We start from the raw sequence: 24501 nt of genomic DNA on the forward strand, positions 1-24501 counted from the left end.
AACGACTTAAAGCTTTTACCTTTCGAGCGTTAATTCGTTAGATAAGGTCGCGGGTATCTCCCATAGATAACGTGATGAGAAATACTGGCTAGCCAAACTAAATCAACCTCAGTTTTTACCCGATCAGCTTACCGGCTTTGACTATGAGCACCTTCAGGTTCGTTATCTGAGCTGCCTTAAAGACTAAATAACCTTTAATCCACTCCCCACCAAACTCAACCGCTCCTTAGCCCGCGTAATCCCCGTATACAGCAACTCCTTACTTAGCACGGGGCTGTCGTGGTCGGGCAACACCATAACGGTGTGTTTGAATTCAGAGCCCTGCGATTTATGTACAGTCATGGCGTACACGGTTTCTATGTGGGTGAGACGGCTGGGTAATACCCAGCGCACGCCTTTATTTTCAGACTTGTTGGTCTGGTCGGGAAAGGCGACGCGCAGGTGGCCGTGTTCGGGGTCTTTAAAGGTTAGGCCAATGTCGCCGTTGTTCAGCTTCAGTCCGTAGTCGTTTTTGGTGACCATAACGGGACGACCTTCGTACCAGGTGTTGGCGTTTACGCCGAGTATCTCGCCGACTTTTTGGTTAACGGCTTTTACGCCCCAGGGGCCTTCGCGCAGGGCGGTCAGGATTTGGAAGTTGCTTAGGTTTTGCAGGGCTTCCTGGGCGAGTTTGTTGATGTCCTCGGCGTTGGCGGTTTTAGTAACATTGCTGTTGGTGTCGGCATTGTTCCTGACGTGTAACGTCAGGCTACCCGAGGTCGTCAGGTTACGTTTAACCAAAGCTTCGAAGGCTGGATCGTCTAGGCTGCTGACTTCGTACAGGCTAACGGGGTAGTCTTCATCGGCGACTTTGGCTTTTTCCAGTTCCTGTTTTGTTGCGGCGTTGTCTTGTCGGTTAATGGCGTTAGCCAGGTCGGCAATAGGGCCGTGAAAACGGTAGCTTTTGCGGAATTTCACCACGTGTTGCAGGCGTTGCTCGCCATTGTTGTCTATTAACTCCGCGGGCAAAACAGGTGTGTCGGCAACGTGCTGTAACCACTGGGCGGTTTCTGTGTGGTAGTGGCCTTGGTCCGCGCCTTCACACAAATTGCCCAGCACTGCGCCGGCTTCTACGGAAGCGAGCTGATCTTTGTCACCAATAAGCACCAGCCGCGCGTTTTTGGGTGTGGCTTTTAGCAGCGCGGTCATCATTTCAATGTCTATCATTGAGGCTTCGTCGACTATCACAACGTCTGTGCGCAGTGGGTTGTCGGCGTGGTGTTTAAACGCGCGCGAGTTCGGTTTTACACCCAGCAGCCGGTGCAGCGTTTTACCTTCAGGTTTTATGGCGTCTAAGGCGTCTTTCAGGGTGGCGAGCTTTGCATCACCCCGCAGCCTATTCAGCTCGCTTTCTATGGACTCAGTGAGTCGCGCGGCGGCCTTACCGGTAGGCGCTGCCAACGATACGCGCAGCGGCGGTAGGCCGAGGAATAAAGTCTGATGCTGCAACGCAGTTAACAGGCGCACGACGGTGTAGGTTTTACCGGTACCGGGCCCGCCGGTTATGACGCTAAAGCGGTTGCGCACGGTGTTAGCGCAGGCCACGCGCTGCCAGTTAATCTCTTCGGCTTTGTCACCGTCAGGTTTATCAAACAACTTGGCCAGCGTGCTTTTCAGTAAGTCGTCGTTGGTAACTGGCCGGTCGCTCATGCGCGCCTGTAAATCATTCTCTATAAAGGCTTCGTATTGCCAGTAACGACGCAAATACAGTTTGCCGTCACTTAACACCAGCGGCTGATTGCCTTTTCCGTCGACGTCTACGCAGTGACTTTGAATTAATGCCGCTTCAACATCCGTACCAAACTGACGGAACAATTCGCTAGGATTAACGCAGTTCGGCGAATAGCGGTTTTCGGGCGGTAAATTCAGTACGCTTTCGGGTTCATTCTGCAGAGCCTTTATGTCAATACAGGTATGCCCGCGACCGGCTTCGTGCGAGGCACACAGGGCAGCCAGTAATACTTCACTGCGCGTTTCTCCGGCTTGCTGCAAAAACTCCACAAAGGCCAGGTCTATTGAGCGTATCCAGCCGGCATCACGCCACTCACGCAGCGCATCAAATAAGGTGTTTGAGGTTACTTCTGTCATACCGGCTCCTTATCTGAAAGGTTCTTACCCGCAAAAAGTGTGTCCAGCTGCTCTATTAACTTCCGTGGCGGCCGGTCACAAAATGCCCCGCCGGTCTCCGCCCGGTGCCCACGCAAAAACAGATATACGGCACCACCTACATGGGTGTCATAGTCGTAGTCACTGCCTAGCCGCGCTTTTAGCAAGCGATGCAGTGCCAGGGTGTAAATGACGTATTGCAGGTCATAACGGCTGTGCAGAATTTTCTCGCGCATGGCTTGTTCGGTGTAAGCGTGGTCGTCTTCGCCCAGCCAGTTGGACTTATAATCTGCCACGTAGTATTTGCCGTTGTGCTCAAACACCAAGTCGATAAAGCCTTTGAGCATGCCGTTCAGCACATTGGGTTCCAGCGCCGGGCGTTCATGCCCCGGCAGAATATGTTCGCGAACCAGAGCATCCAGTCTTTGTGCGTTAACTTCACTGGCACCAAACCAGAATTCCGGCTCAGCTTTGTATTGCTCCAGTGCGCTTAAGCTCACGCTTTCACCACTGTCATTAATGGGGAATTCGTTGTGCAAATAGGCGTCCAGCCAGTGCTCCAGGCTGTTTTGGTGTTCCTGCCAATAAGGGCTGACACAAAAGCCTTGTACCAGCTCAGCGCGCTCGGCAGCGTCACCCGCTATTTGCGCAAAGCCGATATTGGCCGACTCTTCCAGTAGGTTATGCAGGAACGTACCCGGCCCCGCGCCTTTGGGTAAGTGATGAATGCTGTCCGGACTTGGCTCCGCGGCACTGGCGACTTCCGCTTCGTCATCGTCGCGCTCGTCCAACAGGTTCATTTCGTCTGGCGACTGCGGTGCCTGCACGCTTTTTGTCACGGCACCTTCGTACTTCAGCGCGCTGTAACTGGCTACCCACCAGCGTTCCAGCTTGCGGTCTGCGGGCATGCTGCGTGGTGTCAGCTTCGGCGTTGTTTGTTCCTGCTCCAGCGCACGAACTAAAGGCTCGTCGTCTTCCAACCGAGTTAATTGTGTGTGCGGTGCCTGTTGCCAACGCTCGTTGACTTCGGTGTAAAGCTCATCGGTTAGTGACTCACCGCCGTTCAACAAATAAAACAACGGGTTGTTGCGATGCTCTTTCACAGCTTCCAGCGCAATAAAAGTGGCGTATTGCGCGCGGGTCACCGCCACGTACATTTTGCGTAAGTCTTCCGCGAGGATCTCATTACTTAAACGCTGCTTATTGTCGTCGTCTTTTGACCACAATACCTGTAGCTCACCGTTTTCATCGTGGTACACCGCCGGTGGTTTTATCCGGTAGGCTTCGGCCTGGGTGTACGCCACAAAGGGCATGAACACCAGCGGGTACTGCAGGCCTTTCGACTTATGAATGGTGATGATTTTTATCAGTTCGTCGTCGCTTTCTAAGCGCAGTTGCTGCTCGTCGCTCTGGGTACGGCTGTTGCTGCCAAAGCCGTGGCGTTCGTTCACCTGCTCGGCAAAATGGTTCACCAGCGCCGGAATGCCGTCCAGTACCAGGCTCTGCTGTTGCAGCAGCTCGGCAATGTGCAGCACGTCGGACAGTTGCCGTTCGCCATGAATACGGTCTTCAAGTAGCTTCGCGGGCACCTGATGGTCATGCAGCAGGCTGTGCAACATGGCCAGTACCCCCTGTCGCTGCCACTGGTCGTGATAACTTAAAAACTGCTCTACCCGCTGTTCCCACTCGCGTTCGTGGCTGTGAATATGCTCCAGCTCGCTCAGCGGCAAGCCGAGTATCTGAGTAGCCAGAGCACTGCGTATCAGCGACGGGTCGCGCGGCTCGGCGCAGGCACTCACCAGCGCCAGCAAATCTTTCGCTACGCGCTGGGCAAATACCGATTCTCTGTCCGATAAATAAACGCTTTTCAGCCCGCGATCGCTCAGCGCCTTTTTAATGGCATTGGCTTCGTTAAAGTTGTTTACCAGCACCGCAATGTCACTGGTTTTGACACGCTGTTCCAGCTTATCGTCACCGTCGTAATACCCCGCCTGCGGGTCATTAAGCAGGGAGGCTATCAAGTTAGCGTGGTGGTTTGCGGCAGCGCGGAAAAACGTGTCTTTATTGCGCTTTTCTTCACCGGACACCGACCACAGCAGCGCCGGCGCGGTTTTTAAATTACTGGATAACAGGCAATGCTTGAAAGTGCGCTTCAGCCCATTTGCACCCACCGGGTTAAAGGGCAGCTGGTTTTCTGCTTCGGTTTTAAACAGAAAAGCACCGCGCGGCAGCTCTTCAGCGCGCTCAAACAGCGCATTAACGCCATCCACCATGGCCTGCGACGAGCGAAAGTTCCGCGCCAGATTATAATGCCGGCCTTCGGTATCGCGCCGGGCTTTTAAATAGGTATAAATATCGGCGTTACGGAAGCTGTAAATGGCCTGTTTGGGGTCACCAATCAGGAAAATACCGGTACCCGGGTGCGGGTCCGCCAGGTTATAAATGCGGTTAAAAATCTCGTACTGCACCGGGTCGGTGTCCTGAAACTCGTCCACCATAGCCACCGGATACTGCTTGCGAATAGCCGCAGCTAAGGCTTCACCGCTGGGTCCTTTCAACGCGTCACGTAAACGCGTCAGCATGTCGTCGTGGCCCATTTCGGCGCGCTGGTTTTGCAACTCGGCAAAGCGGTTGCTCACCCAGAAAGCGGCGTGTTGTTTTACTTTAGCCAACTCTTCCTGCTGCTGTACTTTGCTGCGCTTAATACGTTCCTGCAGCTCGCCTAACACCGCCCAGCTTTGGGGCATATCGCCAAGTTTGGCATCGGCGAACTTCTGTAACTCGTCGGTGCTAATGTTTTTCCAGTTTGCCGCGGTGGCTTCGGGCTCAACCAGGTCAGGGTCGCCGCACCAGTCCGCAAATTTCTGAAACTGCTTAAGTTTGGTTGCCGCGCCTTTAGCTTGCGAGGTTTTATCAACCAATTCCTGCACAATAGGAGCAACTTCCTGCTTTATAGCAACCATTCGTTGCTGATGGGCGCTTTCAGCTTCGTTCAGCAAGCTGTGCAAGTCACCATCAATCGGTGCCTGTCCGCTTTTACTTAAGCTGTAAGTGAGCCCTAACAAGGTTTCCGGTGACTTAAAGTCTTCCAGCAACCGGGCACTGAGTTCGGCATCGGCCGGATAAATAAAGCGGCGGAAGTAGTCTCCGGCGGCCTGCAAACGCAGCTCTTCGTTGTCGGTTTCAACGTCCTGACTGAACAAACTGCCGCTGGCAAAAGCGTGCTCTTTTAGCATGGACTGGCACCAACCATGAATGGTTTTCACTGCCGCTTCGTCCATTGACTGCGAGGCTAAATCCAACAGCCGCGCCAGATGCATCAGGTTTTGCCCCTGCGCTGCACAGTCTTCCCGCAGACTGGCTAAGAAGGGGTCACCTTCTACGGCTTCCGGATCACGAAAATAGGCAGCAGCTTCCGCCAATCGCGCGCGAATACGATCACTCAGCTCTTCGGTGGCAGCTTTGGTAAAGGTCATGACCAGAATGTTTTTCGGCACCAGTTCGCGGTCAAACGCGGTTTCCTCTGCACCATTATGCGAACCGTGACCGATAACCAAACGCACATAAAGCGCAGCAATAGTGTAGGTTTTTCCGGTACCGGCACTGGCCTCAATTAAGCGACTGCTGTTCAGCGGAAAGTCGAGCGGATTATCTAACTTATGCCCTAACGTATGCCCTGAGTTATGTGACGACAACTGGCTCATGACTTGTCCTCCGGCACCAGGGTTAAGCGCATGGGGTCATAAAGTTCGTCCATAAAGCGGCGGAAATGCGGTGATGCCTGAATAGCTTCGTAACTTTCGGCTACGCGCCCGCAATAATCACTTTTGGTGACCAGCGCAGGGTCTTGAAAGCCGTCTTCTTCGTATTTTTGCCGTGCCGCTTCATGCGCCAGCGCTTCGTCCTGACTGTTCTTGTCCATTGCGCTTAGCCAGGTCATGCCCACATCCAGATGCATGGGCTGCGGCTGCTGCGCTGACAGGGCCACCAGTTCCAGTATTTGCTCCAGTTGTTGTACCGCAAGCTCAGCGGGCACCGGGGCCACCTGCAACTGGCAACCCCCTTTGGACACAATTAAAAGCCGTGTCGGCTTTTGTAAATTCAATAACAACAGACCAAGGTAATACGCGCTGGCGTGCTTCCAGCCGCCACTATTTATGCCTTTTCCGTTTTTAGCGGCAATATTGCTGGCCGAGGTAACCACCCATAGGCGCTCGCCGTTCTCATTACTGTGCAGCCCGGTTACTGTGTCATCAATAGTCAGCCCGCTGTGCTCAAAAAACACCGTTTCCGGAAACTCATTCACACCCGAATAACCAGCAATGCTCTGCTGATAGGTTTCCAGTATCTCCTGCGACTGCTCCAGTAACTGAAGTCCATTTTGCTCGGCTATTGCACCAATGCCCAGAGCCCCTTCGCGTTTAATTCGGTTCAGCTCTTTTAATAAAGAGGCTTCAATGCCAGCGCCATTCAGCAATGCTTTTTTTCCCGCATCTACCAAACGTGTAGTCAGTGACCAGCTTTGCAGGTTATCCATGACAAAGGCTTCGCTGTCGTCCAGGTCTTCGCTGTTGCGGCTAAAATAGGTATCCAGTCGCCAGTTAAAGTACAGGCGGGCGGGCTCTTCAATAAAACGTTTAATATCATTAATGCTCAGGGTGCGTTCCAGCTCGTCGTCCGCGGCGGTTTCCGAAGCCGTGCGGCTTGTAGAAGCCACCGCACCCTGATGCGCCTGTGCCCATTCACTGGCATAGGTGAAGTAGTCCGAGTCTTCCTGGTTAAAGTAATACGGGTTAAACGGCTGTAATTTGTGCACAACGGTCAGGCTATTAATGTCCACTTCCCAACCCTGTTGCAGGTGATCACGCAATTGCGCCACCAGCACCGACGGTGTGCGCTCGCTGTTGTCTTTAGCGCTGTAACCTACCCAGCTTAAGTAAAAACAGTCACGAGCTGAAAGCATGGCCTCCAGAAACAAATAGCGGTCATCATCACGTCGCGAGCGATCACCCGGCCGATACCGGTCGGTCATTAAATCAAAATCGACACGCGGCGTTGAACGCGGGTAATCACTTTCGTTCATGCCCAGCACACACACGTACTTAAACGGAATGGCCCGCATGGGCATTAGCGTGGCAAAGTTTACCGCGCCCGCCAAAAAACGTTGGTTCAGGTTCTGCTGGTCAACACGCTCTAACCAGGCGTCTTTAAATATGGGCAGGCGCAATTGGGATTCGTTATCCGCCTCGACGCAAATGTCCCGCAGCTGATACAGCTCGTCACTCAGTTTGGCTAACAGTAAGCGGTCACTGTCTTCTTCGGCCTCGAAAAACTGTTCCAGCAGCCACTCGCCCTGAGTTACCCACTCCGGTAAGCTGTGTTCACCCTGCGCGCGCTGCCACCATTGTTCCAGCGTGCGCACCACGTCTGCCAGACAACCCACTAATGCGGCGCTTAGCCCGGCCACTTCGGTATAAGGTTCTACGTTAGCCCAGGGTGAATCGTTTTCTAAATTAACGTCTGCCAAATCGCCCATGGCGTAACCGGCTATCATGCGTTTTAAGCCGAACCACCAGCTGTTGGTTTCTTCCGCTGCCGGCATATAAAACTGCGCGCGCTGCTCAGCATTCAGCCCCCAGCGTGCGCCGGCTTCTTTTACCCAGCGTTTTAACTGCGGCAGGTCGTCGTCACTCATGTCAAAGCGTTGCTGCACCGCCGGTACCGACAATAAATTGAATAAATCGGTCTGAGTAAAACGCAGCTGATCAACTTGTAACAACAGTTCCAGTGCTATCATTAACGGCCGCTGATGACGCTCGCCCTGGTCAGCAATGGTATAAGGAATGGCACGTGGGTCGCGCTCACCAAAGCGGTTGTGGTACCGGCCAAATACCGCATCAATGTAAGGCGCGTAGGTGTTCACGTCCGGCAGCATGACCATAACATCACGCGGTTTGAGTTCCGGGTCTTTGGCAAACGCGTCCAGTAGCTGGTCATGCAACACTTCCAGTTCCCGCTGCGGGCTGTGGCAAACATGAAATTGCAGTGACTTATCGGCGGTATTCGGCGTAGGCCAAAGCTCGCGGGTTTCCTGAACCGGGCGCAGATTTAGAATGTCGTCCTGCAACTGGGCTAATAAATGGTCGGTGTTATGCGGCTCAAACAGTTCCAGCTTAATGGTGTTAAAGGCTTCCTGTTTGGCCAGGGTTTCGTCGTATAAATCCAGCAGGCGAATGTAGTCACGACCCTGCTTACCCCAGGAGGCCAGCAACGGATGCGCCAGCTGGTGCAGTTCGTCGTCGTTCGGATCGTCGGGCAGTTCCGGTTTGTGTTTTAAGCGCGAAGAGGCTTTGACCGCCTGCCGCAAGGCTTCTTTGCCGTCGACAATATCGGCCCAGTGGTACTGCGACGGGTTATGCACACACAACAGAATTTGCGTGTAGCCTTTTATGGCATCCAGCACCTGCAGCATTTGCTGCGGCAGCGAGGAAATACCAAACACCACCACCCGTGGCGGCAAACCCGCCGGACGCTCAGTTAACGCCTGCGCGGTATCTATAAAGCGCTGATGCAGCTCGGCACGGTTGTTCCAGTAGTCGTCTATGCCAATGTCGTTGCTAACTGCGCGCCACAATTCTGGCTGCCACAACTGTTCGTCTTCAACCGGCTGTTCCTGCTCCAGCATATCCTGACCGCGCACCCAGTTATCCAGCCAGTCGGCACGGTACACCGCGTACTGATCAAACAAATCGGCCAGCCGCCCGCTTAGCTGATACAGCTTGCGACCATCGCTGTCGTCGGAGGTGTAGTGCTTAAGCGGTGCAAAGTGCGGGTTATGTTCAATAAGTTCAGGCAACAAGCGCATTAACCGCCAGGTTAAGCGGTCTTTATCAAAGGGAGAGGTTTTGGGAATGTCGTCACCGAGCACGGCTCTGTATGCTTTCCACTGAAACCGTGCCGGCAGGGTGACATCTATCATGGCGGCAATGCCACTGGCCTGGGCTAAATTAATTTTCAGCCACTGAGCAATGCCGTTACTTTGCACCAGTACGGTTTCCTGCTCCAGCGGCGCCAGCGGGTAGTTTTGGGTGAATGTAACCGCCACATCGGTTAGGTCTTCCAGCCGATGTCCATGCGCGACAATAAAGCCGGGGGTCAATTCACTCACTCGCTGCTCTCCGTGTAGGGTTACTGTAAGACATCCATCCTAATCAATAGCGAATTATCTTACTAGTTATAGAGCAACTTATCGACGCGCTTATTTGGTCAGTAACTTGTCCTTGGCCTGCCGGTTGGCCTTGCGCATTTCGGAAAAGGCCGAGTCCTTTCTATAACGGCCTTTTTCTACATGGCGGATAATGGATACATCTTCAATATCCAGCGGCTTTCCGTGCGTGCCCAGTAACCAGCGAAACGCGCGGTCTTCATAGGCTTTAGCCCAATGGTCTTTCGGTTCCTGGTAGCAACTTGTCTGTTCACAATAACCATAACGGCGGGCGGTATCACCGTGAGTAATTTGTACGGGACCCGTTGCTTTGCTGAAGGTATGGTAGTTATAACCGGCTTTTTTCAGGCATTCATCAGCCGAAATTTCACTCCCGTTACACAGAACGTCGTGCTCTTTGCTCAACAAAGCCGTGCGAGCAACTTTTTCAGGGAACACCAGAATACAGGACTCATTACTGAGTGCCTCTTTCAAGCTGGGAAAGGTATTTTCCCCAAACATTAAGTCGCAGTCGGTAAACCATATCCAGTCGGCTTTGGTCTCTTTCGCGGCCTTATTGCGACCAATAGCGCGCCGCATTAAATCGTTCTTTTCAAGCGCTACGAAATTCCACTCAATATTATCAATTTTCTTACTGGCATATTCTTCAATTAAAGCAACTGTCTCTTTGTCTTCAGGGCAGTAGAAGCCGGTTAGGGTCACTTTAAAGTCTTTGGGTGCGTGGTCAACCAACGACTTCAACTGGTACACGAATAAATGCGAGTAGTTCCAGCAATGACTGACTATTTCGATATGCTCTGGGGGACTGGTTATATCATCAATTTCTGTAGACTGGGGGACATCGTAAAACCAACTGGCAGGAAAAGGGCTGGAAACTGCAAATCGTAAAACGAATTCTTTACTCTGCTGTAGCCAATGCTGTGTCGCCATTAAGTTATTGCCCCGTTTTCGTTTTTTAAAAAGAATGTGATATTTTCGACACAGGTTACAGAACATTAGTTCACTTTGTAACCTTGATATTATTAATGTAGCTTTGAATTGTTAACTATTTATTACCGTTAGTTAACCTTAACGTCGCTTCATATCCGCTAAGAAGTCAACAGGGCCTGCTTATGGAAATCTTTATCGCCGTATTTTTCTTTGCCTTTTCAACCACCATAACACCGGGTCCTAATAACATTATGATCATGTCGTCTGGGGTAAACTACGGAGTTAAAGCCAGCCTGCCGCACTTCCTGGGCATCTGCTTTGGCTTTCCGGCTATGGTACTGGTGGTTGGTATGGGTTTCGGTTCCATATTGGAACAGTTTCCACTGCTGCACCAACTGATAAAGATTGCCGGCACGCTTTATTTGCTCTGGCTGGCCTGGGTTATTGGCTCACAAACACCGAAAACCATTGAAAAAGGCGACCGCAATCCCCTGACTTTCTGGCAGGCGGTGCTGTTTCAATGGGTTAACGGTAAAGCCTGGGTTATGGCGACCGGCGCGGTTGCAGCATTTACCACCGTAGCTGGCACACTTTGGTCCGAGGTAATAGAGATAACAGCCGCCTTTTTGGCTGTAGCTTTCCCTTGTGTGGGAATTTGGCTCATTGCAGGCGCCGGACTGCGTCAATTGCTAACTAACCACACCGCGCAAAGAATTTTTAATATTTCCATGGCCTTACTACTGGTCTTTTCTGTGCTTCCTGTCGTAGAGGATATATTACAATTTTATTTTGCTTAAACCTTTATTGAGTTAACATAAAAATAACAACCTAGACTAAACTCGTTAATGGTTACCTAAAGGTTAAAACAGCACAGGGGTGAGCTATGGATCTAAAAACTGAGCAAATATCTTTTGATCAGCTTATCTCTGAACTATCAACCCGCCTTATTAACAGCGAGCCGGCTGAAACATACGAATGCATAGAAGAGGTTATTGCTGCCATCGGCGATTACGCCGACGCTGATCGCTGTTATGTTTTTGAGTTTAATGACAGCCTCGAACACATGACTAATACCCATGAATGGGTCCGAACTGACTATCAGGCACACATATCAGACCTACAAGCGGTTAAGACGGCAGACTTACCCTGGTTTTTTGAGCAGATAAAGACCTACCATAAATGTATTGTGGATAATATTGATTTTTTACCTCCGGAAGCAACAGCCGAGAAAGCGGAATTTGAACGTGAACAAATTAAGTCGGTTATCTGTGTTGGCCTGGTTGCAAACCAACACCTGCTAGGTTTTGTCGGTTGCGACATGGTGCGACAAGAACGGCAGTGGACACCGGAAGAAATTCGTCGTCTGCGCCTGGTTGCCGATATGGTAGCGAATACGCTGGAGCGCCAGCGGACCTATTCTGAGCTCATTCATACACAGCGAGCATTGGAAAAAGCCAACCGCATGCTGCAGGCACAAGTAGCACAGGACGGTTTAACCGGCATAGCCAACCGCCGCGCTTTCGATGAGCGTATTACTAACGAAATACAGCGAGCCTCGCGTCATAAAACACCGCTGGCTTTACTCATTATTGATATTGATCAGTTCAAACCCTACAACGACCATTACGGGCATTTGCAGGGCGACCAGGCTCTTAAGTCTGTTGCTGACGCAATGTTTGATCAGTTACAGCGCAATACCGACTTTATCGCACGTTATGGTGGTGAGGAATTCGTTGCGGTTATTTCCGCTACCAATGAAGAAAAAACGAAAGAAAGCATGAATCAACTATTAGAAGCCGTGCGGAATTTGAAGATAAAACATGAGCCCTCGGAAGTTGAGCCTTACCTGACTATCAGCATTGGGGGCTATATTCATAAGCCCAGGGCAGATGAAGACACTGAAGACTTAATTGCCCGCATGATATCTAAAGCAGACTCAGCGCTGTATCGCGCTAAGTCTGATGGTAGAAACCGGGGTTACTTAGACACTTAGTTCCAGCTGGACAACTGCTTTTGAAGCTCTTTATCATCAACCTTTTTCAGGCTGGCGATAAGCTGCTGAGATTCCTCGTCATTCCCTTTCAGGGCGAGCAGTTGAGCTAACCGAAAGTTTGCCCAATGAGCTTTTGGCGCGCTGTCCGGTAACTCAGCGTCCAAATACTGTTGCAGTGCCACAATGCCTTTATCCAGGTGTTCTTCCGCCAAAACAGAGGTTTTACCAAATTGGTATAAAGCCATTACCGGAGCTTCGCCTTTCCTCGATTCACCCTCAGCCGCTTGTTCAAAAAAAGAGAACGCTTTTTCATAGTTCCCGTCTTTTTGTTCCTGAAAACCAAGATAAACCAGAACGTCGGCGTTATTCGGATGCTCAGCTAAAATTTCATTCACTAGCGTCCGCGCCTGCTCTTCTTTTTCATGATGTTCCAGATATTTAACTCGGGCAAATGCTCCTTCAACCGCATCGATTTCTCTCAAGGCTTCAATTTGCGCCAATGCTTTTTCGTCATCACCACCAGCTATTGAAGGTGCCATCATATAAAACTGCAGTAACGCAGTGCGATATTCCAGCGAACCAGGCTCAAGCTCTACGGCTTTTTCAAAAGAGTCGACAGACTTGCCAGCATAACTGAGCGCACTGAAAAAAGAGTCCTGTGCCTGCTGGGCCATAACAATGCCCCGTATATGCCAGGCTTCAGCATTTTCAGGTTCATTTTTGACCCAGTCTTCCACGGTATCTTCGGCGTCATCCAGCCGCTGTTCGGACAAATGATTTTGAATAATTTGCTTAGTTGACTCCCCGGCATAAGCGCCGGGGAGAAATAAAGCAGCAGTCAGCACCAATACTAGCCATTTCACAATAACTCTCCTTAGTTAGGCTTTTTTCTGCTCTTTAACCCATTGATCAACACGGCGCTCCAGAATATGCAGCGGTAGTGCACCACCACCCAGAACGGTGTCATGGAAGCCGCGAATATCGAACTTGTCACCCAGAGCATCTCTGGCTTCTTCACGCAGTTCCAAAATGCGGATCATGCCAATTTTATAAGCTGTTGCCTGACCCGGCATAACCAGATAGCGACGAACTTCTGAACGCACAGCACCTTCAGCAATCGGCGTATGTTCCTGAAAGTACTTAACCGCTTCCTCTTCGGTCCAGCCCTTAGCGTGCATACCGGTATCCACAACCAGACGTACCGCACGCCACATTTCCGTGGTTAAGCGACCAAAATCAGAATAAGGGTCTTCATAGGCACCCATTTCCTTGGCTAATTGCTCTGCATATAAACCCCAGCCTTCGGTGTAAACCGTAAAGCCAGCCTGAGTACGGAATTCCGGTACTGACTCCAGTTCCTGCGCAATGGAAATTTGCATGTGGTGACCCGGGTTACCTTCATGATAGGCAATGGCTTCCATCTCATTTTTCGGCATAGAGCTCATGTCCGACAAATGCGCATAGTAAATACCTGGACGCTCACCGTCAGGCGAACCGGGGTAATAGTGCTGGGCTGCACCGTCTTGTTCACGGAAGGCTTCAACGCGTTTCACAACTAAGTCGGCTTTTGGCAAAATTCCAAAATATTCCGGCAGCTTTTCATTAATGTAAGCCAGGTACTCACGCGAATCTTCCAGATACATCTCTGCGCCTTCGTCGTTATTCGGATAGAAGAAGCGCTCATCAGTACGGATATAATCAAAGAAGTCCTGCAAATCACCGTCAAAGTCGACTTTCTCTCTAATGGCTATCATGTCATTGGTCAGACGCTCGACTTCATCAAGGCCTATTTGATGAATTTCCTCAGCCGTTAAATCTGTGGTGGTGTAGTTCTTCAGCAAAGCATTATAATAAGCTTCGCCGTTTTCCAAGCGATGCACACCGGTTGCGACTTCGTCGGTGTTTTTAATATCGCTTTCCAGGAAGCTAATAAGTGCTTCGTAACTTGGCTGGAAACGCTCTAGTAGCACTTTGCGCACTTCTTTCTCGTATTTGTCGGCTTGTTCGGAGGAGATAACATCATTTTCCTGAAGCGAGCTAAGCTTACTCTTAGCATCTTCAAGCAAGCTTGAGTCGCCTTCCTCGTCAAACGGCGCACCGGAGGTCAGCCCTTTGGCTTCTTTAATAATTTGCTCATACGCAAAACGCGGCGCGCGAACTCCATTCTCTACTTGCTGTTCGGCGCGCTGCAATAATTGTTCAATAGCGGTTGCACCACCTTCCAGACGGGAAATATAAGCTTCCATGTCTTCGGCAGTATCAACCCGGTGGAAGTTGATTAAAAACTGCGGCAGGAAGGTGTGCGCGCCACGCATTTGGTCAAATACGTAGTCCATGCCGCGGAATTCGGCATTACGCTTAGCCTGTTCGTATTGGTAAACCCAAACGTCGTAAGACGTCTGAGCTTCCAGGTTTAGCTTGTCGTAGTCAAAGTTAGCTTTCAGCTCTTCAACGGTTCCTTCTAACCACTCTAACTGCTTTTTCTCTGCGGCTACGGTCATATCGTCAATGTCGCCGTAGCGATCTTTGCGACCCAGGAAGGTCATTTGAATAGGGCTTTGCTGAAGTTGTTCTTCGTACTTTTCCTCAAACCACTGATTCAGACGTTCGGTTTCAGATTGCGAGCTTTGCTCAGTCTGTTTAGGTTGCTCAGCTGCCGTTTGAGAATTTTGGCCAGAATTGTTTTCTTGCGGTTGCCCACAAGCCGTTAATAAGCCCAAAACAGCCAGGGCGACAATGGAATAACGCATAGCAGTGTCCTTTATTCTTCTTTTGATACAGGAAGAAAAACTATAGCGTGCTTGTTACACTAATGGAAATGCTTAAATTATAACCGAAGAGTTTATGGCGAAACCGAACAAGAAAGGGCCGGTACGCACCGTGCAGATTTCTTGTCTGCAGTGCAAAACGCCCATATTTAAATATCGCAAAGGTGGCAAAGGCGCTTTAGTAAAATGCTTTATTGAGCGGATTGTTGAAGACCACACGACCACACCATGCCATTGCCCCGGTTGTGGGCAGGAGTTTGCGCGCGAAACCATGATACGCGGCACCCCTGCTTACAAAATTATTGGCGGTAAAGTCCATTCAAAATAGGTGCAGCATGTCAGTCTCAATTAGTGAAAAAACCAAACAGGCTTACCAACACGCCGTTGAACAGGCCAGCGTCTCACTTTTGCGGCAACCGCAGAACTCAATGGCCGACGAGCTGAGGCTGCTTGCGGAGCAACTGCAACCGAATGAGAAAAGAGACGTTTATGGCGGCGGCTCGCTTATTAATGATTTTGAAGACGAAGTGGCAGAGTTATTAGGCAAACCGGCGGCTTTGTTTTTGCCAACCGGTACTCTGGCACAGCCTTTGGCTTTGCGCGTGCATGCCGATGAGCGCCAGCGCAACGGCGTGGCATTGCACCCAACCTCGCATTTAATGCTGCACGAACACATGGGGTTTGAAGCTTTATGGAAGCTCAACGGCACTACCACAGGTTTTGCCGATAACCCCATAACACTTAACGACCTTAAGTCGGTGCAAACGGATGATTTAGCGAGCGTACTACTGGAACTGCCCATGCGCGAAATTGGCGGGCAACTGCCGAATTGGGATGACTTAGTCATGCAGTCAGAGTGGGCGCGACAACACAATATTGCTATGCATCTGGACGGTGCGCGCTTATGGCAAGTGCCAGCAGCGTATGGTTGCTCACTGCCTGAAGTCTGTGAGTTATTTGACTCGGTTTATGTCAGTTTTTATAAAGACTTAGGCGGTATTTCAGGAGCGATACTTGCGGGCTCAGAGGGCTTTATTGAGCAAGCGAAAATCTGGGCTCGCCGCGCTGGGGGTAATATTATTACGCAATATCCGCAAGTACTGTCTGCCCGCCACGGCCTGAAGGAAAACCTGCCAATTATGCCGGAAGCCGTAAATTACGCCCGCGCACTTGGAGAGGCACTTAGCGCACTGAATGGCGTACGAGTTAACCCAGAAACACCGCAAGTAGCCATGTTTCATCTTCATTTTGCTTTAAAAGCCAATGAACTGAGTGAAAAAATAACGGATTATGCCAGCAATACCGGGGTCGTATTATTACCACTGCCAAGAGCTGAAATGAACAACGAAGCTATTTGCGAAGTTTCAATTGGCAGAAACGCCATGTCGCAGCCACAGAGTTTTTGGCTACGACACTTTAAGGCGTTTTTGGATACACTCTAAGTTATTAATGTTGCTTTTTGCGGTCGCCCTTGTGGTGTTTGCGATGCTCGCCCAACACATGGTTCAGTGTGTCCAAGTAGCTTTTACCAAAGCCTTTAACGCGCTGTTTATTCATTTGTTCAGAACCCAGATGAACTTCTTCCAGCGAATTCGCTGCAATATCCAGTTCTTTGCTTAAACGCGCCAGCGCCACTTCCAGTGTGTAGGTCAGTTCATGAACTTTAGCCATGTCCTGTGCAGTTAAATCGCCATTCACGATTTCCTGCAGTTTCGCGTTATACTCGTTCAGGTTCATAATAGCCTGTTCCAGATTCTCGGCTGGCTCAGGTTTAAAATGTTGGTATTGCTGATCATCGTCGTCGGCCATTGCCGCTACGTTAAAAAGCAGTGCCGCGCCTGCAGCCATCATGGACAAAAGTTTCATAAAAACCTCATTTATTGTTAATAGTTATCATTATTGTTCATGTGTCCGTTTTTTACAAGATGAACGGCGGTGAACCTGATACCCTTTAGCTTGATGTATCTCAAGGAGTGAAGCAATGTTTTCCTGGTTTGAGCGCCGATTAAACCCTTTTCCTACGGAGGAACCGACTCAGGCTCCTACCGGATTTTTTGCATTCTGCTGGCATTTCACCAAAGGGGCGACCCCTTTTATTGCAGTCACCGCAGCTCTTATGGCCGCTATTGCCATTGCCGAAGTCTGGTTGTTTGGCTTTTTAGGGCAAATTGTTGACTGGCTGTCAGCACAGGATAAAGAAACCCTATTAAACGATCAGTTCTGGCCACTGGCTGGCATGAGCGCTCTGGTGTTAGTCGGTTTGCCCTTGCTGGTCTGGTTCCACTCTATGCTGACCCACCAGACATTGCTGGGCAACTTCCCCATGCGCATTCGCTGGCTGGGTCACCGCTATTTGATGAAGCAGTCTATGAGTTACTATCAGGACGAGTTTGCCGGCCGGGTCGCCACCAAATTAATGCAAACTTCACTCGCGCTACGGCAATGCATCATGACCTTTATTGAGGTGGTGAACTACGTCGCTGTCTACTTCCTCGGGATGTTTGTCATTATTGGTAATGCCGACTGGCGAATGATGCTGCCGCTGGCTTGCTGGCTTATTCTGTACGCTCTGTTGTTACGCTACTTTGTGCCTAAACTGGGTAAAATATCAGCCGAACAGGCAGATGCCCGTTCTAATATGACCGGACGCATTGTCGACTCCTATACCAATATTCAAACCGTTAAATTGTTCTCACACTCCCTGCGCGAGGCTTCTTTTGCGCACGAGGGCATGGACACTTTTCTGGGAACAGTACATAAGCAAATGCGCCTGGTTACTCAGCTTTACGGCTTCCTCTATTTTATAAACTGCGCATTGTTGTTCAGCTCTGCTGCTACGGCCATTGTGCTGTGGATGGATAATGCTGTGACTTTAGGCGCTGTTGCTGTAGTTATCGGTCTGGTTCTGCGCTTGTTTGGTATGTCGCAAATGGTCATGTGGCAAATGTCGACGCTGTTTGAAAGCATTGGTACCGTTCAGGACGGTATTGGCTCTATTGCGGTGCCACAGCGCATTATCGATGAACCCAATGCGCCCGCTTTAAACGTGACTTCCGGCGACATTAATTTTGACCATGTTCGCTTCCATTATGGCAAAGGTCATGGCGTTATGGATGACTTTAATCTGCACATTAAATCGGGTGAAAAAGTCGGTATTGTCGGACGCTCAGGGGCGGGTAAGTCCACTCTGGTCAATTTGCTGTTACGCTTCTACGACGTTGAGAGCGGCGAAGTTCGTATTGATGATAAGCCCATTCATAAAGTGCAGCAGGACAGTTTGCGCGCGAACATTGGCATGGTGACTCAGGACACTTCTTTGCTGCATCGCTCAGTACGTGACAACATTTTGTATGGGCGCCCCGATGCCAGTGAAGAGGACTTAATGAAGGCGGTGCGTCAGGCACATTGTGAGGAATTTATTGCAGACTTAAGTGACAGCAAGGGTCGTACCGGTCTGGATGCCCATGTCGGCGAGCGCGGCGTGAAACTCTCAGGTGGTCAACGCCAGCGAATTGCTATTGCCCGAGTCATGCTAAAAGATGCACCCATTCTGATTCTGGACGAAGCAACCTCAGCGCTGGATTCGGAAGTAGAAAACGCCATTCAGGAAAACCTGTATAAGCTCATGCAGGGCAAAACGGTTATTGCTATTGCCCACCGCTTATCCACTATTGCAGCTATGGACAAGCTGGTAGTGATGGATCAGGGGGAGATTATTGAGCAGGGCAGCCACGAACAGCTGCTTGCTCAGGATGGACTCTACGCCAAATTGTGGCGCCACCAGTCCGGTGGCTTTTTAGCGGAAGAAGCTTAATGAGTGAGTTCGTACGCTTCGTCCGATTCAACCTTGGCGAAGCGTACATCCAGTTCCATTAACCGTTTTTTCCCCCGGGCGGTCATGTCAGTAATAAACTGAAACTGTTGCCTGGGATCTATCGGGTAGGCTTTTAAGCGATACTTTGTGCCCCAGGGTTGTTCTGCTGCAGTAACCGCTATTGGCTTACCCAGTTGCAGATAAGGGCTGGTCAGCGCCACTTCCTCCAGCGCGTCGCGAATTTGATAGGCGTCGGCTTCTGGCTGAGTATAAAATTCAGCAATGCACATTAAGCTGGGACCACCGTTGTTAGCATTATGGATTAAGTTATCCCAGAGTTTTAAATGTGGTACCCAAATAACGGTGTCATCATTGGTTACCAATTCGACCGTACGCATGCCTATATGGGTAACTTCGCCATAACTACCGTCAACTTCTATCCAGTCACCCGGACGGTAGGGCATTTCATGAATAGCTACCACGCCAGCAATTAAGCTGCTGACGTAATCTTTTAAGGCAAAACCTATCGCCAGACCGGCAGCACCCAGTGTCGCCACCATATTTTGCAAAGTGGGCTCAATAATACGCGGAATAATCATAACCAGCGCAATAACCAGAACCACTATGCGGATCATTGGCACCATTGCCAGAATGTATAATCGCCTTTTTCCGTGCAAATGCGCGGCTACCCAGGGTAAAACGCGCTGGGTAAGCCAAACGACGGCCAGTGCCAGGGCAAAAATCACAGCAATTTCAAAAATGGCGAAGCCGTCCAGCGACTTGAATAGCCCGGCAACGTCTTTTACTGAACCTGTTTCCATTACTTTCTCCTAAGCCCGCACCGTTAAAACCGGTCTAACCAAAAACCGCGGGACATGAGCAAATCCCTGACAACAGGGTAGCCGCGTGCAGTGACATACCAAAGCTCTTGCTCAAGCTCAATCAAGGCGCGTTGTTTAAGTACCTGTAACTGAATTTCAAGCTGGCTACCGGAAACTATCGGCAACGCCTGCACTAACTGTGTTTTAGTCATCCCCCGATGCAGCAGCAGGGCATAACAAACAAAAGCAGTGGCATCGTTTATCTCTGAGGGCAGCGCCGGTGTGTCAAAGGCCTTTTCGCTGCCACGTTGATAACGGTCAGAATAGGCCGCAGCGACACCAGCATTACCCCGGCTTAACGCGGCTAAAGCCCGTAAACGGCCATCTCCGCGAGCCAGCCCCAGTTGCTCAAGGGCGTTTTGATCCAGCCCCTGCAATGTCCATAACTGATTTACCGGCACCGGCCAGACTTTTTCCAGAAAAGCCCAGGCCCAGCTGTCACAGACAATAACGCCTTTACCAGCTTCACCGGAGAGTACCTGAGAGAAGAATTCCCGCACCCAGCGCAAACCGTTCGTCTGGCGCAGAAAGCTGTGTGCTAACTGCGGCATTATCCAGGGGTTATTATCATCGGACTTAGGCGAAAACTCCGGCATAGGAGAATCATCAGGGTCGCAAAGTGACTCTCTGTCGGGCAGGCTCACTTCCGCTAGACTATGCTTCTCAGCCCACTTTTGCACCGCTTCCTCAACACCAGAGTGAGGTGGCGCAATAATCCAGCGTAAGCTGCTATCGTCATCGTCATTTAACCAGTCAGAAAAGCAATCATCCAGGGTCTCTGCAGCGGTATCAAAACTCAGTTCCAGTACTTGCGATTGCTCTTCCTCACCTTCATGCTCTTGCTCAGGCGTGACCCAGCGAACAAATTTTTTCCACCACTTTTTTATCTTTATCGTGGTGGGCACGGCAAGTTTTTCATAGTCATCGACTGTTACCCATTGCCACGTTTTTTCTGGCTCTTCGGCCATCCTGAGAATCCTTTTCACAAATAAATAAAATATTGCTTAGCCCCGATAATAGAGTGCCTTGAAGCAGAGTCCAATGAAAATTTCGCAACCCGACTCTTGAAACCAAATTGAGCAGTACACATATAGAAGTTAAGGCAGGTGTCTCTGAGAGAGCCGCCTTAACCGACACATGGTGTGTCACTTAATTAAACATTTTAAAGTTATTGCTTCAAAGGAGAATGACTATGGCAACTATCGACTTAAGCCCTCTATATCGTAGCAGTGTAGGTTTTGACCGCATGGCATCTTTGCTGGATTCGGCACTACGCTCAGATACTGGTGCAACCGGATATCCTCCCTACAACATTGAACTGGTAGCAGAAAACCAGTACGCCGTTACACTGGCGGTTGCAGGTTTTGAAGAGGATGATCTGGAAATTGAAGTAGAGAACGGTGTGCTTCGTGTGACCGGCAAGAAAGCCGAAGAAAACGAAAAACGCGAATATCTGCACCGCGGCATTGCAAACCGTGCCTTCGAACGTAAGTTCAGCCTGGCTGAACACATTGAAGTCACTGGCGCAGCCTTAAAGAACGGTCTGTTAACGGTCGGCCTGGTGAAGAACATTCCTGAAGCCAAGAAACCGAAACGTATCGACATTAGCAGTTCAACTAAAGACCTGCTGCAAGATCGTTCCAAAAGTAAGGAAAGTGCTGCTTAAACTTAAGCACTGGATGAGGGGCGGCAATTAGCCGCCCTGTTTTTCCTGACGTTGCCACTCTACTGGGTGCCCACAGACGAACCCCTGGATATAGTCTACGCCCAGCTGAGTGAGCTTAATACGTGCTTCATCACTTTCCACACCGACTGCACATACCTCAATATCAAGAACCTTAGCAATGCGCACACAGCTGGCGACCAGCTCCGCATCAACCGCATCTACCAGCATGTCCTGCACCCAAAACCTGTTAACCTTAATTTGCGTTAACGGTAATTGCCGCATAAGCCGGAACGAATTAAAGCCGGTACCAAACTGATCTAAAGCAGTACCAATACCTAAGTCCTTAAGCTCTCTGAACAGACGGTAAGTTTCATCAAAATACTCATTGGCATCAGGTTCTGCCACCTCAAAGACCAACTGCTCCGGCTGTAATATAGAATGCTTCAGGATTTGCTCTATAAAGCGAATAAAGTCGACATCTTCGAGGCTTTGCGCGGACAAATTAATATGACAGCGCCAGGTGCGATTAGCTTCAAAGGGTTGTTCATTAAAATGCTCAATAACTTCCCTGACCAGCCAGCGGTCAGCTTTACCCATAACGCCTGCATTAAGAGCGGCTCGTAAAAACTGCTGCGGAGCAATAGCCTCGTCACTCTCGTTACCCGGCAGTCGCAATAACAACTCGAAGCAATGCTTATCTTCGCTTTTTGCGGCACTGACCAGTGGCTGCGCAAACAACTGCCAGTTTTCTTCCCGCAGTGCTTTTTTCAGCCGCGCTTCCCACTCTTCCTCAGCTTGCCCAATTAAACGTATCTGATCAGCTTCGCTGTGCGTGTGTACTCTGTAGTCACCCTGCTGCATTGCCAGCTGCACGGCTTCCCGGGCTTGCCTCATGATAGTGCTGGCGGCCAGACTTTCGTCATGACTGTAAGCAATACCGGCGTGACCTGTCAGCTGAAAAATACGTTTTTCACTACTAAAACGAAACTCTCTGCAAACTTGCAGTAAACGATGCGCCTGAGCAAACGCCGCTTGTTCATCTTCGTTCGTCAGCAGCGCAATTTCTGCTTCACTTATGCGTGCGACACGCGCGCTTTTAGGTGCTTTTTGCTGTAAGGATAATGTCAGCTGTAGTATGGCCTGATCACGGCCGTCAGCACCCGCTTGATCCGCAATAACCTGCAAACCATTAAGACGAATAATGGTAACGCTGGTTGTCTTTTTTCTATCCAGACGGGATTGCAGCAGGCGCCGAAACTCGCGCACATTTAATAAGCCCGTTACGGCGTCGTGATGTGCCAAAAAGTTAAGATGAACTTCTGCTTCCATACGTTTTGTTACATCGGCCATACGCCCGGTATTGTCAGGAAACAATTCAATATCGAGCCACACTTTACGACCATCAAGCCGCTCAATAGAAACCAGTTGCCGTTGGCCTTCAATGCTAAAACCTTTTGGCCAGTGCATCTGAATTTGTTTCAGAGAGTGAGCCGCCAGAATTTTTATCATTTGCCGGTTAACCTGTTTAATACTGCCGTCGGGGTTAACTCTGAACCAACCTTCTCCGGTTCGTCTTAAAATACGCCATAAACGCCGCCTTAAAATTTTGCGGTTACGTTTTAAATTACTAATGCGCTGTACCAGGCGACTAAATCGGTAGCGCTCAAGCGCCAGCAAAAACATAGTTGTGACTAAAGTCAGGCCGCTGTACAACAGTAACCCGGAAAGCCCTTCCCATATTGGGTTATAGCGCGGTGAAACCAGTAGCCAGGCGGATATAATGGTCAGAACCATCAATACCGTTTGCCATTTATGACCCGCCACAGGTTGCTTCTGCAGGCTACGGCCAATAACCACTCCGCCCCAGAGCAATAACGCATTAATTTGCCAGGATACAGAAGCCAACCGCCAGGGCTCCGACAGCCACGGCAACAAAATGGTCAACGCAATTGCCACCATCATTACTGCATAACCAATACGGTTGAAACGGGAGAACTTGAAGCGAAAACGCGACCATTCCCATATAAACCAACTAAGAGCCAGGATCAGGAGCTGGCTGATATACACCTTCAACTCCGCAGCAATGTCCGGTGAGTATGGTGTGAAGTAAGTAATCCAGATACCACTGTGTGATAAAAGTGCGAGGGTAAAGGTTAATGTCAGACCGCCAAAGGAAATTAACAGGCGGCTACCGAACAACCGCGCTGAAACTGCCGCAGCTAAAGCCAACAGAATAAGAATACCGGCGTTAACCCCCAAAGCTGTTTGTTGCTGCTGCAGGCGCAGTTGTAGGTCGCCTGGCTGCCACAGACCTATAGACGGCATTTGTTCCGGCCATTGCTGCACCGACACAGCCAACCAGACAATTTTGTTAGCGGGTAAGGTTACCGGCAGAATTTGCTCATGAGATAAATAATTTCGCTGTAATAGCGGGGTGGAAAACCGACTGATGTTACTGCTTTCTATTTGCCCATTTTTATCCAGTAAATAAACCCCAACTTGTTCCAGGTAAGGGTCGGCGAAATGCAGGTGAAGAGTAAGCGGCGCGTTACTGCGATTAAACAAAGGAACCACGCCCCAGACATTGGGTCGTTCACCTGCGTAGTTATGAGCCTGCAACTGCTCCGGGCTTAACCATCGCTGCGGTTCATCAATAGCAATGCTCTCAACTTGCAGGTTGGCATTGACCACCCGGTAATTGAAGTGTTCATTCAGCATTAAGCGCGAGCTTTGCGGGGAGACGGTTAGAGGATCCTGAGCAAAAGCCGGTGGTATCAGAGTTAACGCTAACAGTAGTGCGGCAAACAAGTAGTTAAACATAACCATGCTCCACCAGGAGTGCTTTTACTGTAGCTTCGGGTTCTTCCAGAGCTTGTAACCAGACGGCATCACAAATTTCCGAGTAGAACAGCAGCCAGTGCCGCTGGTTAATACTCAAACGCCAGCAAAACTGGTCCGCAGCCCATTCTTTTTCACGGATGGTAGCACCAATACGCTCACAAAGTTCGTTCACCCAAAGCTCATGGTCAGCTTCCGGTGGCGTACTTTTTAGCGTAATGACGTTGTCTTCCATTGTTAC

17 protein-coding genes are annotated in these 24501 nt (G+C 50.1%); 6 read left to right on the forward strand and 11 right to left on the reverse strand.

The genetic code is table 11. From position 1 onward, the window contains the following. Nucleotides 1-183: 183 nt before the first annotated feature. From recD to IL_RS12980, 4 genes are all read right to left on the reverse strand, one after another. A complete protein-coding gene (recD, locus tag IL_RS12965) occupies nt 184-2127 on the reverse strand; it encodes an exodeoxyribonuclease V subunit alpha (protein ID WP_011235754.1) in 1944 nt (647 codons plus the stop codon). Next, nucleotides 2124-5849: an exodeoxyribonuclease V subunit beta gene (recB, locus tag IL_RS12970; RefSeq protein WP_011235755.1), complete on the reverse strand. Its 3726-nt coding sequence runs from the start codon at nt 5847-5849 to the stop codon at nt 2124-2126. Before recB ends, recD begins: the two co-directional genes overlap by 4 nt. After that, on the reverse strand, nt 5846-9313 hold the full coding sequence (gene recC / locus IL_RS12975; protein WP_011235756.1) for an exodeoxyribonuclease V subunit gamma: 3468 nt from the start codon (nt 9311-9313) through the stop codon (nt 5846-5848). Before recC ends, recB begins: the two co-directional genes overlap by 4 nt. Nucleotides 9314-9403: 90 nt before the next feature. After that, nucleotides 9404-10300: a glycosyltransferase gene (locus IL_RS12980; protein WP_011235757.1), complete on the reverse strand. Its 897-nt coding sequence runs from the start codon at nt 10298-10300 to the stop codon at nt 9404-9406. Nucleotides 10301-10482: 182 nt separating this feature from the next. Between IL_RS12980 and IL_RS12985 the strand changes: the two genes are divergently transcribed. Then, nucleotides 10483-11097, forward strand: a complete 615-nt coding sequence (locus IL_RS12985; protein ID WP_011235758.1) for a LysE family translocator — start codon at nt 10483-10485, stop codon at nt 11095-11097. A gap of 86 nt (nt 11098-11183) precedes the next feature. Next, nucleotides 11184-12293 carry a sensor domain-containing diguanylate cyclase gene (locus tag IL_RS12990; protein WP_011235759.1) on the forward strand — a complete coding sequence of 370 codons (1110 nt, stop codon included), beginning with the start codon at nt 11184-11186 and terminating at the stop codon, nt 12291-12293. Here IL_RS12990 and IL_RS12995 read toward each other — a convergent pair. Next, complete coding sequence (locus tag IL_RS12995) at nt 12290-13156, reverse strand: tetratricopeptide repeat protein (protein ID WP_011235760.1); 867 nt, start codon at nt 13154-13156, stop codon at nt 12290-12292. The two genes, IL_RS12990 and IL_RS12995, sit on opposite strands and share 4 nt — an antisense overlap. A 15-nt stretch (nt 13157-13171) precedes the next feature. Next, nucleotides 13172-15043, reverse strand: coding sequence for a DUF885 domain-containing protein (locus IL_RS13000; RefSeq protein ID WP_011235761.1), 1872 nt, complete (start codon nt 15041-15043; stop codon nt 13172-13174). A 94-nt stretch (nt 15044-15137) separates the two neighbouring features. Here IL_RS13000 and IL_RS13005 point away from each other — a divergent pair, with 94 nt between their 5' ends. Continuing rightward, nucleotides 15138-15389 carry a hypothetical protein gene (locus IL_RS13005; protein WP_011235762.1) on the forward strand — a complete coding sequence of 84 codons (252 nt, stop codon included), beginning with the start codon at nt 15138-15140 and terminating at the stop codon, nt 15387-15389. Between the two features lie 7 nt (nt 15390-15396). Beyond that, nucleotides 15397-16503, forward strand: a complete 1107-nt coding sequence (locus tag IL_RS13010) for a threonine aldolase family protein (RefSeq protein WP_011235763.1) — start codon at nt 15397-15399, stop codon at nt 16501-16503. Nucleotides 16504-16507: 4 nt separating this feature from the next. On the opposite strand, the gene IL_RS13015 is transcribed toward IL_RS13010, so the two are convergent. Continuing rightward, nucleotides 16508-16927 carry a DUF6746 family protein gene (locus IL_RS13015; RefSeq protein WP_011235764.1) on the reverse strand — a complete coding sequence of 140 codons (420 nt, stop codon included), beginning with the start codon at nt 16925-16927 and terminating at the stop codon, nt 16508-16510. Between the two features lie 115 nt (nt 16928-17042). On the opposite strand from IL_RS13015, the gene IL_RS13020 reads away from it, so the two are divergent. Further along, on the forward strand, nt 17043-18875 hold the full coding sequence (locus tag IL_RS13020; protein WP_011235765.1) for an ABC transporter ATP-binding protein: 1833 nt from the start codon (nt 17043-17045) through the stop codon (nt 18873-18875). On the opposite strand, the gene IL_RS13025 is transcribed toward IL_RS13020, so the two are convergent. Continuing rightward, complete coding sequence (locus tag IL_RS13025) at nt 18872-19696, reverse strand: mechanosensitive ion channel family protein (protein ID WP_011235766.1); 825 nt, start codon at nt 19694-19696, stop codon at nt 18872-18874. The genes IL_RS13020 and IL_RS13025 overlap by 4 nt on opposite strands. A gap of 23 nt (nt 19697-19719) precedes the next feature. After that, nucleotides 19720-20724, reverse strand: a complete 1005-nt coding sequence (locus IL_RS13030; protein ID WP_011235767.1) for a hypothetical protein — start codon at nt 20722-20724, stop codon at nt 19720-19722. A 224-nt stretch (nt 20725-20948) separates the two neighbouring features. On the opposite strand from IL_RS13030, the gene IL_RS13035 reads away from it, so the two are divergent. Then, nucleotides 20949-21422, forward strand: coding sequence for an Hsp20 family protein (locus IL_RS13035; RefSeq protein ID WP_011235768.1), 474 nt, complete (start codon nt 20949-20951; stop codon nt 21420-21422). A 27-nt stretch (nt 21423-21449) separates the two neighbouring features. Here the strand turns inward: IL_RS13035 and IL_RS13040 are convergent, their stop codons facing one another. Further along, a complete protein-coding gene (locus IL_RS13040) occupies nt 21450-24242 on the reverse strand; it encodes an EAL domain-containing protein (RefSeq protein ID WP_011235769.1) in 2793 nt (930 codons plus the stop codon). Further along, nucleotides 24235-24495 (reverse strand): DUF3630 family protein, encoded by a 261-nt coding sequence (locus IL_RS13045; protein ID WP_011235770.1) that lies wholly within the window; start codon nt 24493-24495, stop codon nt 24235-24237. Before IL_RS13045 ends, IL_RS13040 begins: the two co-directional genes overlap by 8 nt. Between the last annotated feature and the right edge of the window lie 6 nt (nt 24496-24501).

The sequence above is a fragment of the Idiomarina loihiensis L2TR genome (assembly GCF_000008465.1).
GTDB classification, from domain to species: domain Bacteria; phylum Pseudomonadota; class Gammaproteobacteria; order Enterobacterales; family Alteromonadaceae; genus Idiomarina; species Idiomarina loihiensis.

Bases quoted from the DNA above. Each gene is read 5' to 3' on its own strand.
- recD (WP_011235754.1), bottom strand. From the start codon at position 2,127: ATGACAGAAGTAACCTCAAACACCTTATTTGATGCGCTGCGTGAGTGG.
- recB (WP_011235755.1), bottom strand. From the start codon at position 5,849: ATGAGCCAGTTGTCGTCACATAACTCAGGGCATACGTTAGGGCATAAG.
- IL_RS12980 (WP_011235757.1), bottom strand. From the start codon at position 10,300: ATGGCGACACAGCATTGGCTACAGCAGAGTAAAGAATTCGTTTTACGA.
- IL_RS12985 (WP_011235758.1), top strand. From the start codon at position 10,483: ATGGAAATCTTTATCGCCGTATTTTTCTTTGCCTTTTCAACCACCATA.
- IL_RS12990 (WP_011235759.1), top strand. From the start codon at position 11,184: ATGGATCTAAAAACTGAGCAAATATCTTTTGATCAGCTTATCTCTGAA.
- IL_RS13000 (WP_011235761.1), bottom strand. From the start codon at position 15,043: ATGCGTTATTCCATTGTCGCCCTGGCTGTTTTGGGCTTATTAACGGCT.
- IL_RS13005 (WP_011235762.1), top strand. From the start codon at position 15,138: ATGGCGAAACCGAACAAGAAAGGGCCGGTACGCACCGTGCAGATTTCT.
- IL_RS13010 (WP_011235763.1), top strand. From the start codon at position 15,397: ATGTCAGTCTCAATTAGTGAAAAAACCAAACAGGCTTACCAACACGCC.
- IL_RS13015 (WP_011235764.1), bottom strand. From the start codon at position 16,927: ATGAAACTTTTGTCCATGATGGCTGCAGGCGCGGCACTGCTTTTTAAC.
- IL_RS13020 (WP_011235765.1), top strand. From the start codon at position 17,043: ATGTTTTCCTGGTTTGAGCGCCGATTAAACCCTTTTCCTACGGAGGAA.
- IL_RS13025 (WP_011235766.1), bottom strand. From the start codon at position 19,696: ATGGAAACAGGTTCAGTAAAAGACGTTGCCGGGCTATTCAAGTCGCTG.
- IL_RS13030 (WP_011235767.1), bottom strand. From the start codon at position 20,724: ATGGCCGAAGAGCCAGAAAAAACGTGGCAATGGGTAACAGTCGATGAC.
- IL_RS13035 (WP_011235768.1), top strand. From the start codon at position 20,949: ATGGCAACTATCGACTTAAGCCCTCTATATCGTAGCAGTGTAGGTTTT.
- IL_RS13040 (WP_011235769.1), bottom strand. From the start codon at position 24,242: ATGTTTAACTACTTGTTTGCCGCACTACTGTTAGCGTTAACTCTGATA.
- IL_RS13045 (WP_011235770.1), bottom strand. From the start codon at position 24,495: ATGGAAGACAACGTCATTACGCTAAAAAGTACGCCACCGGAAGCTGAC.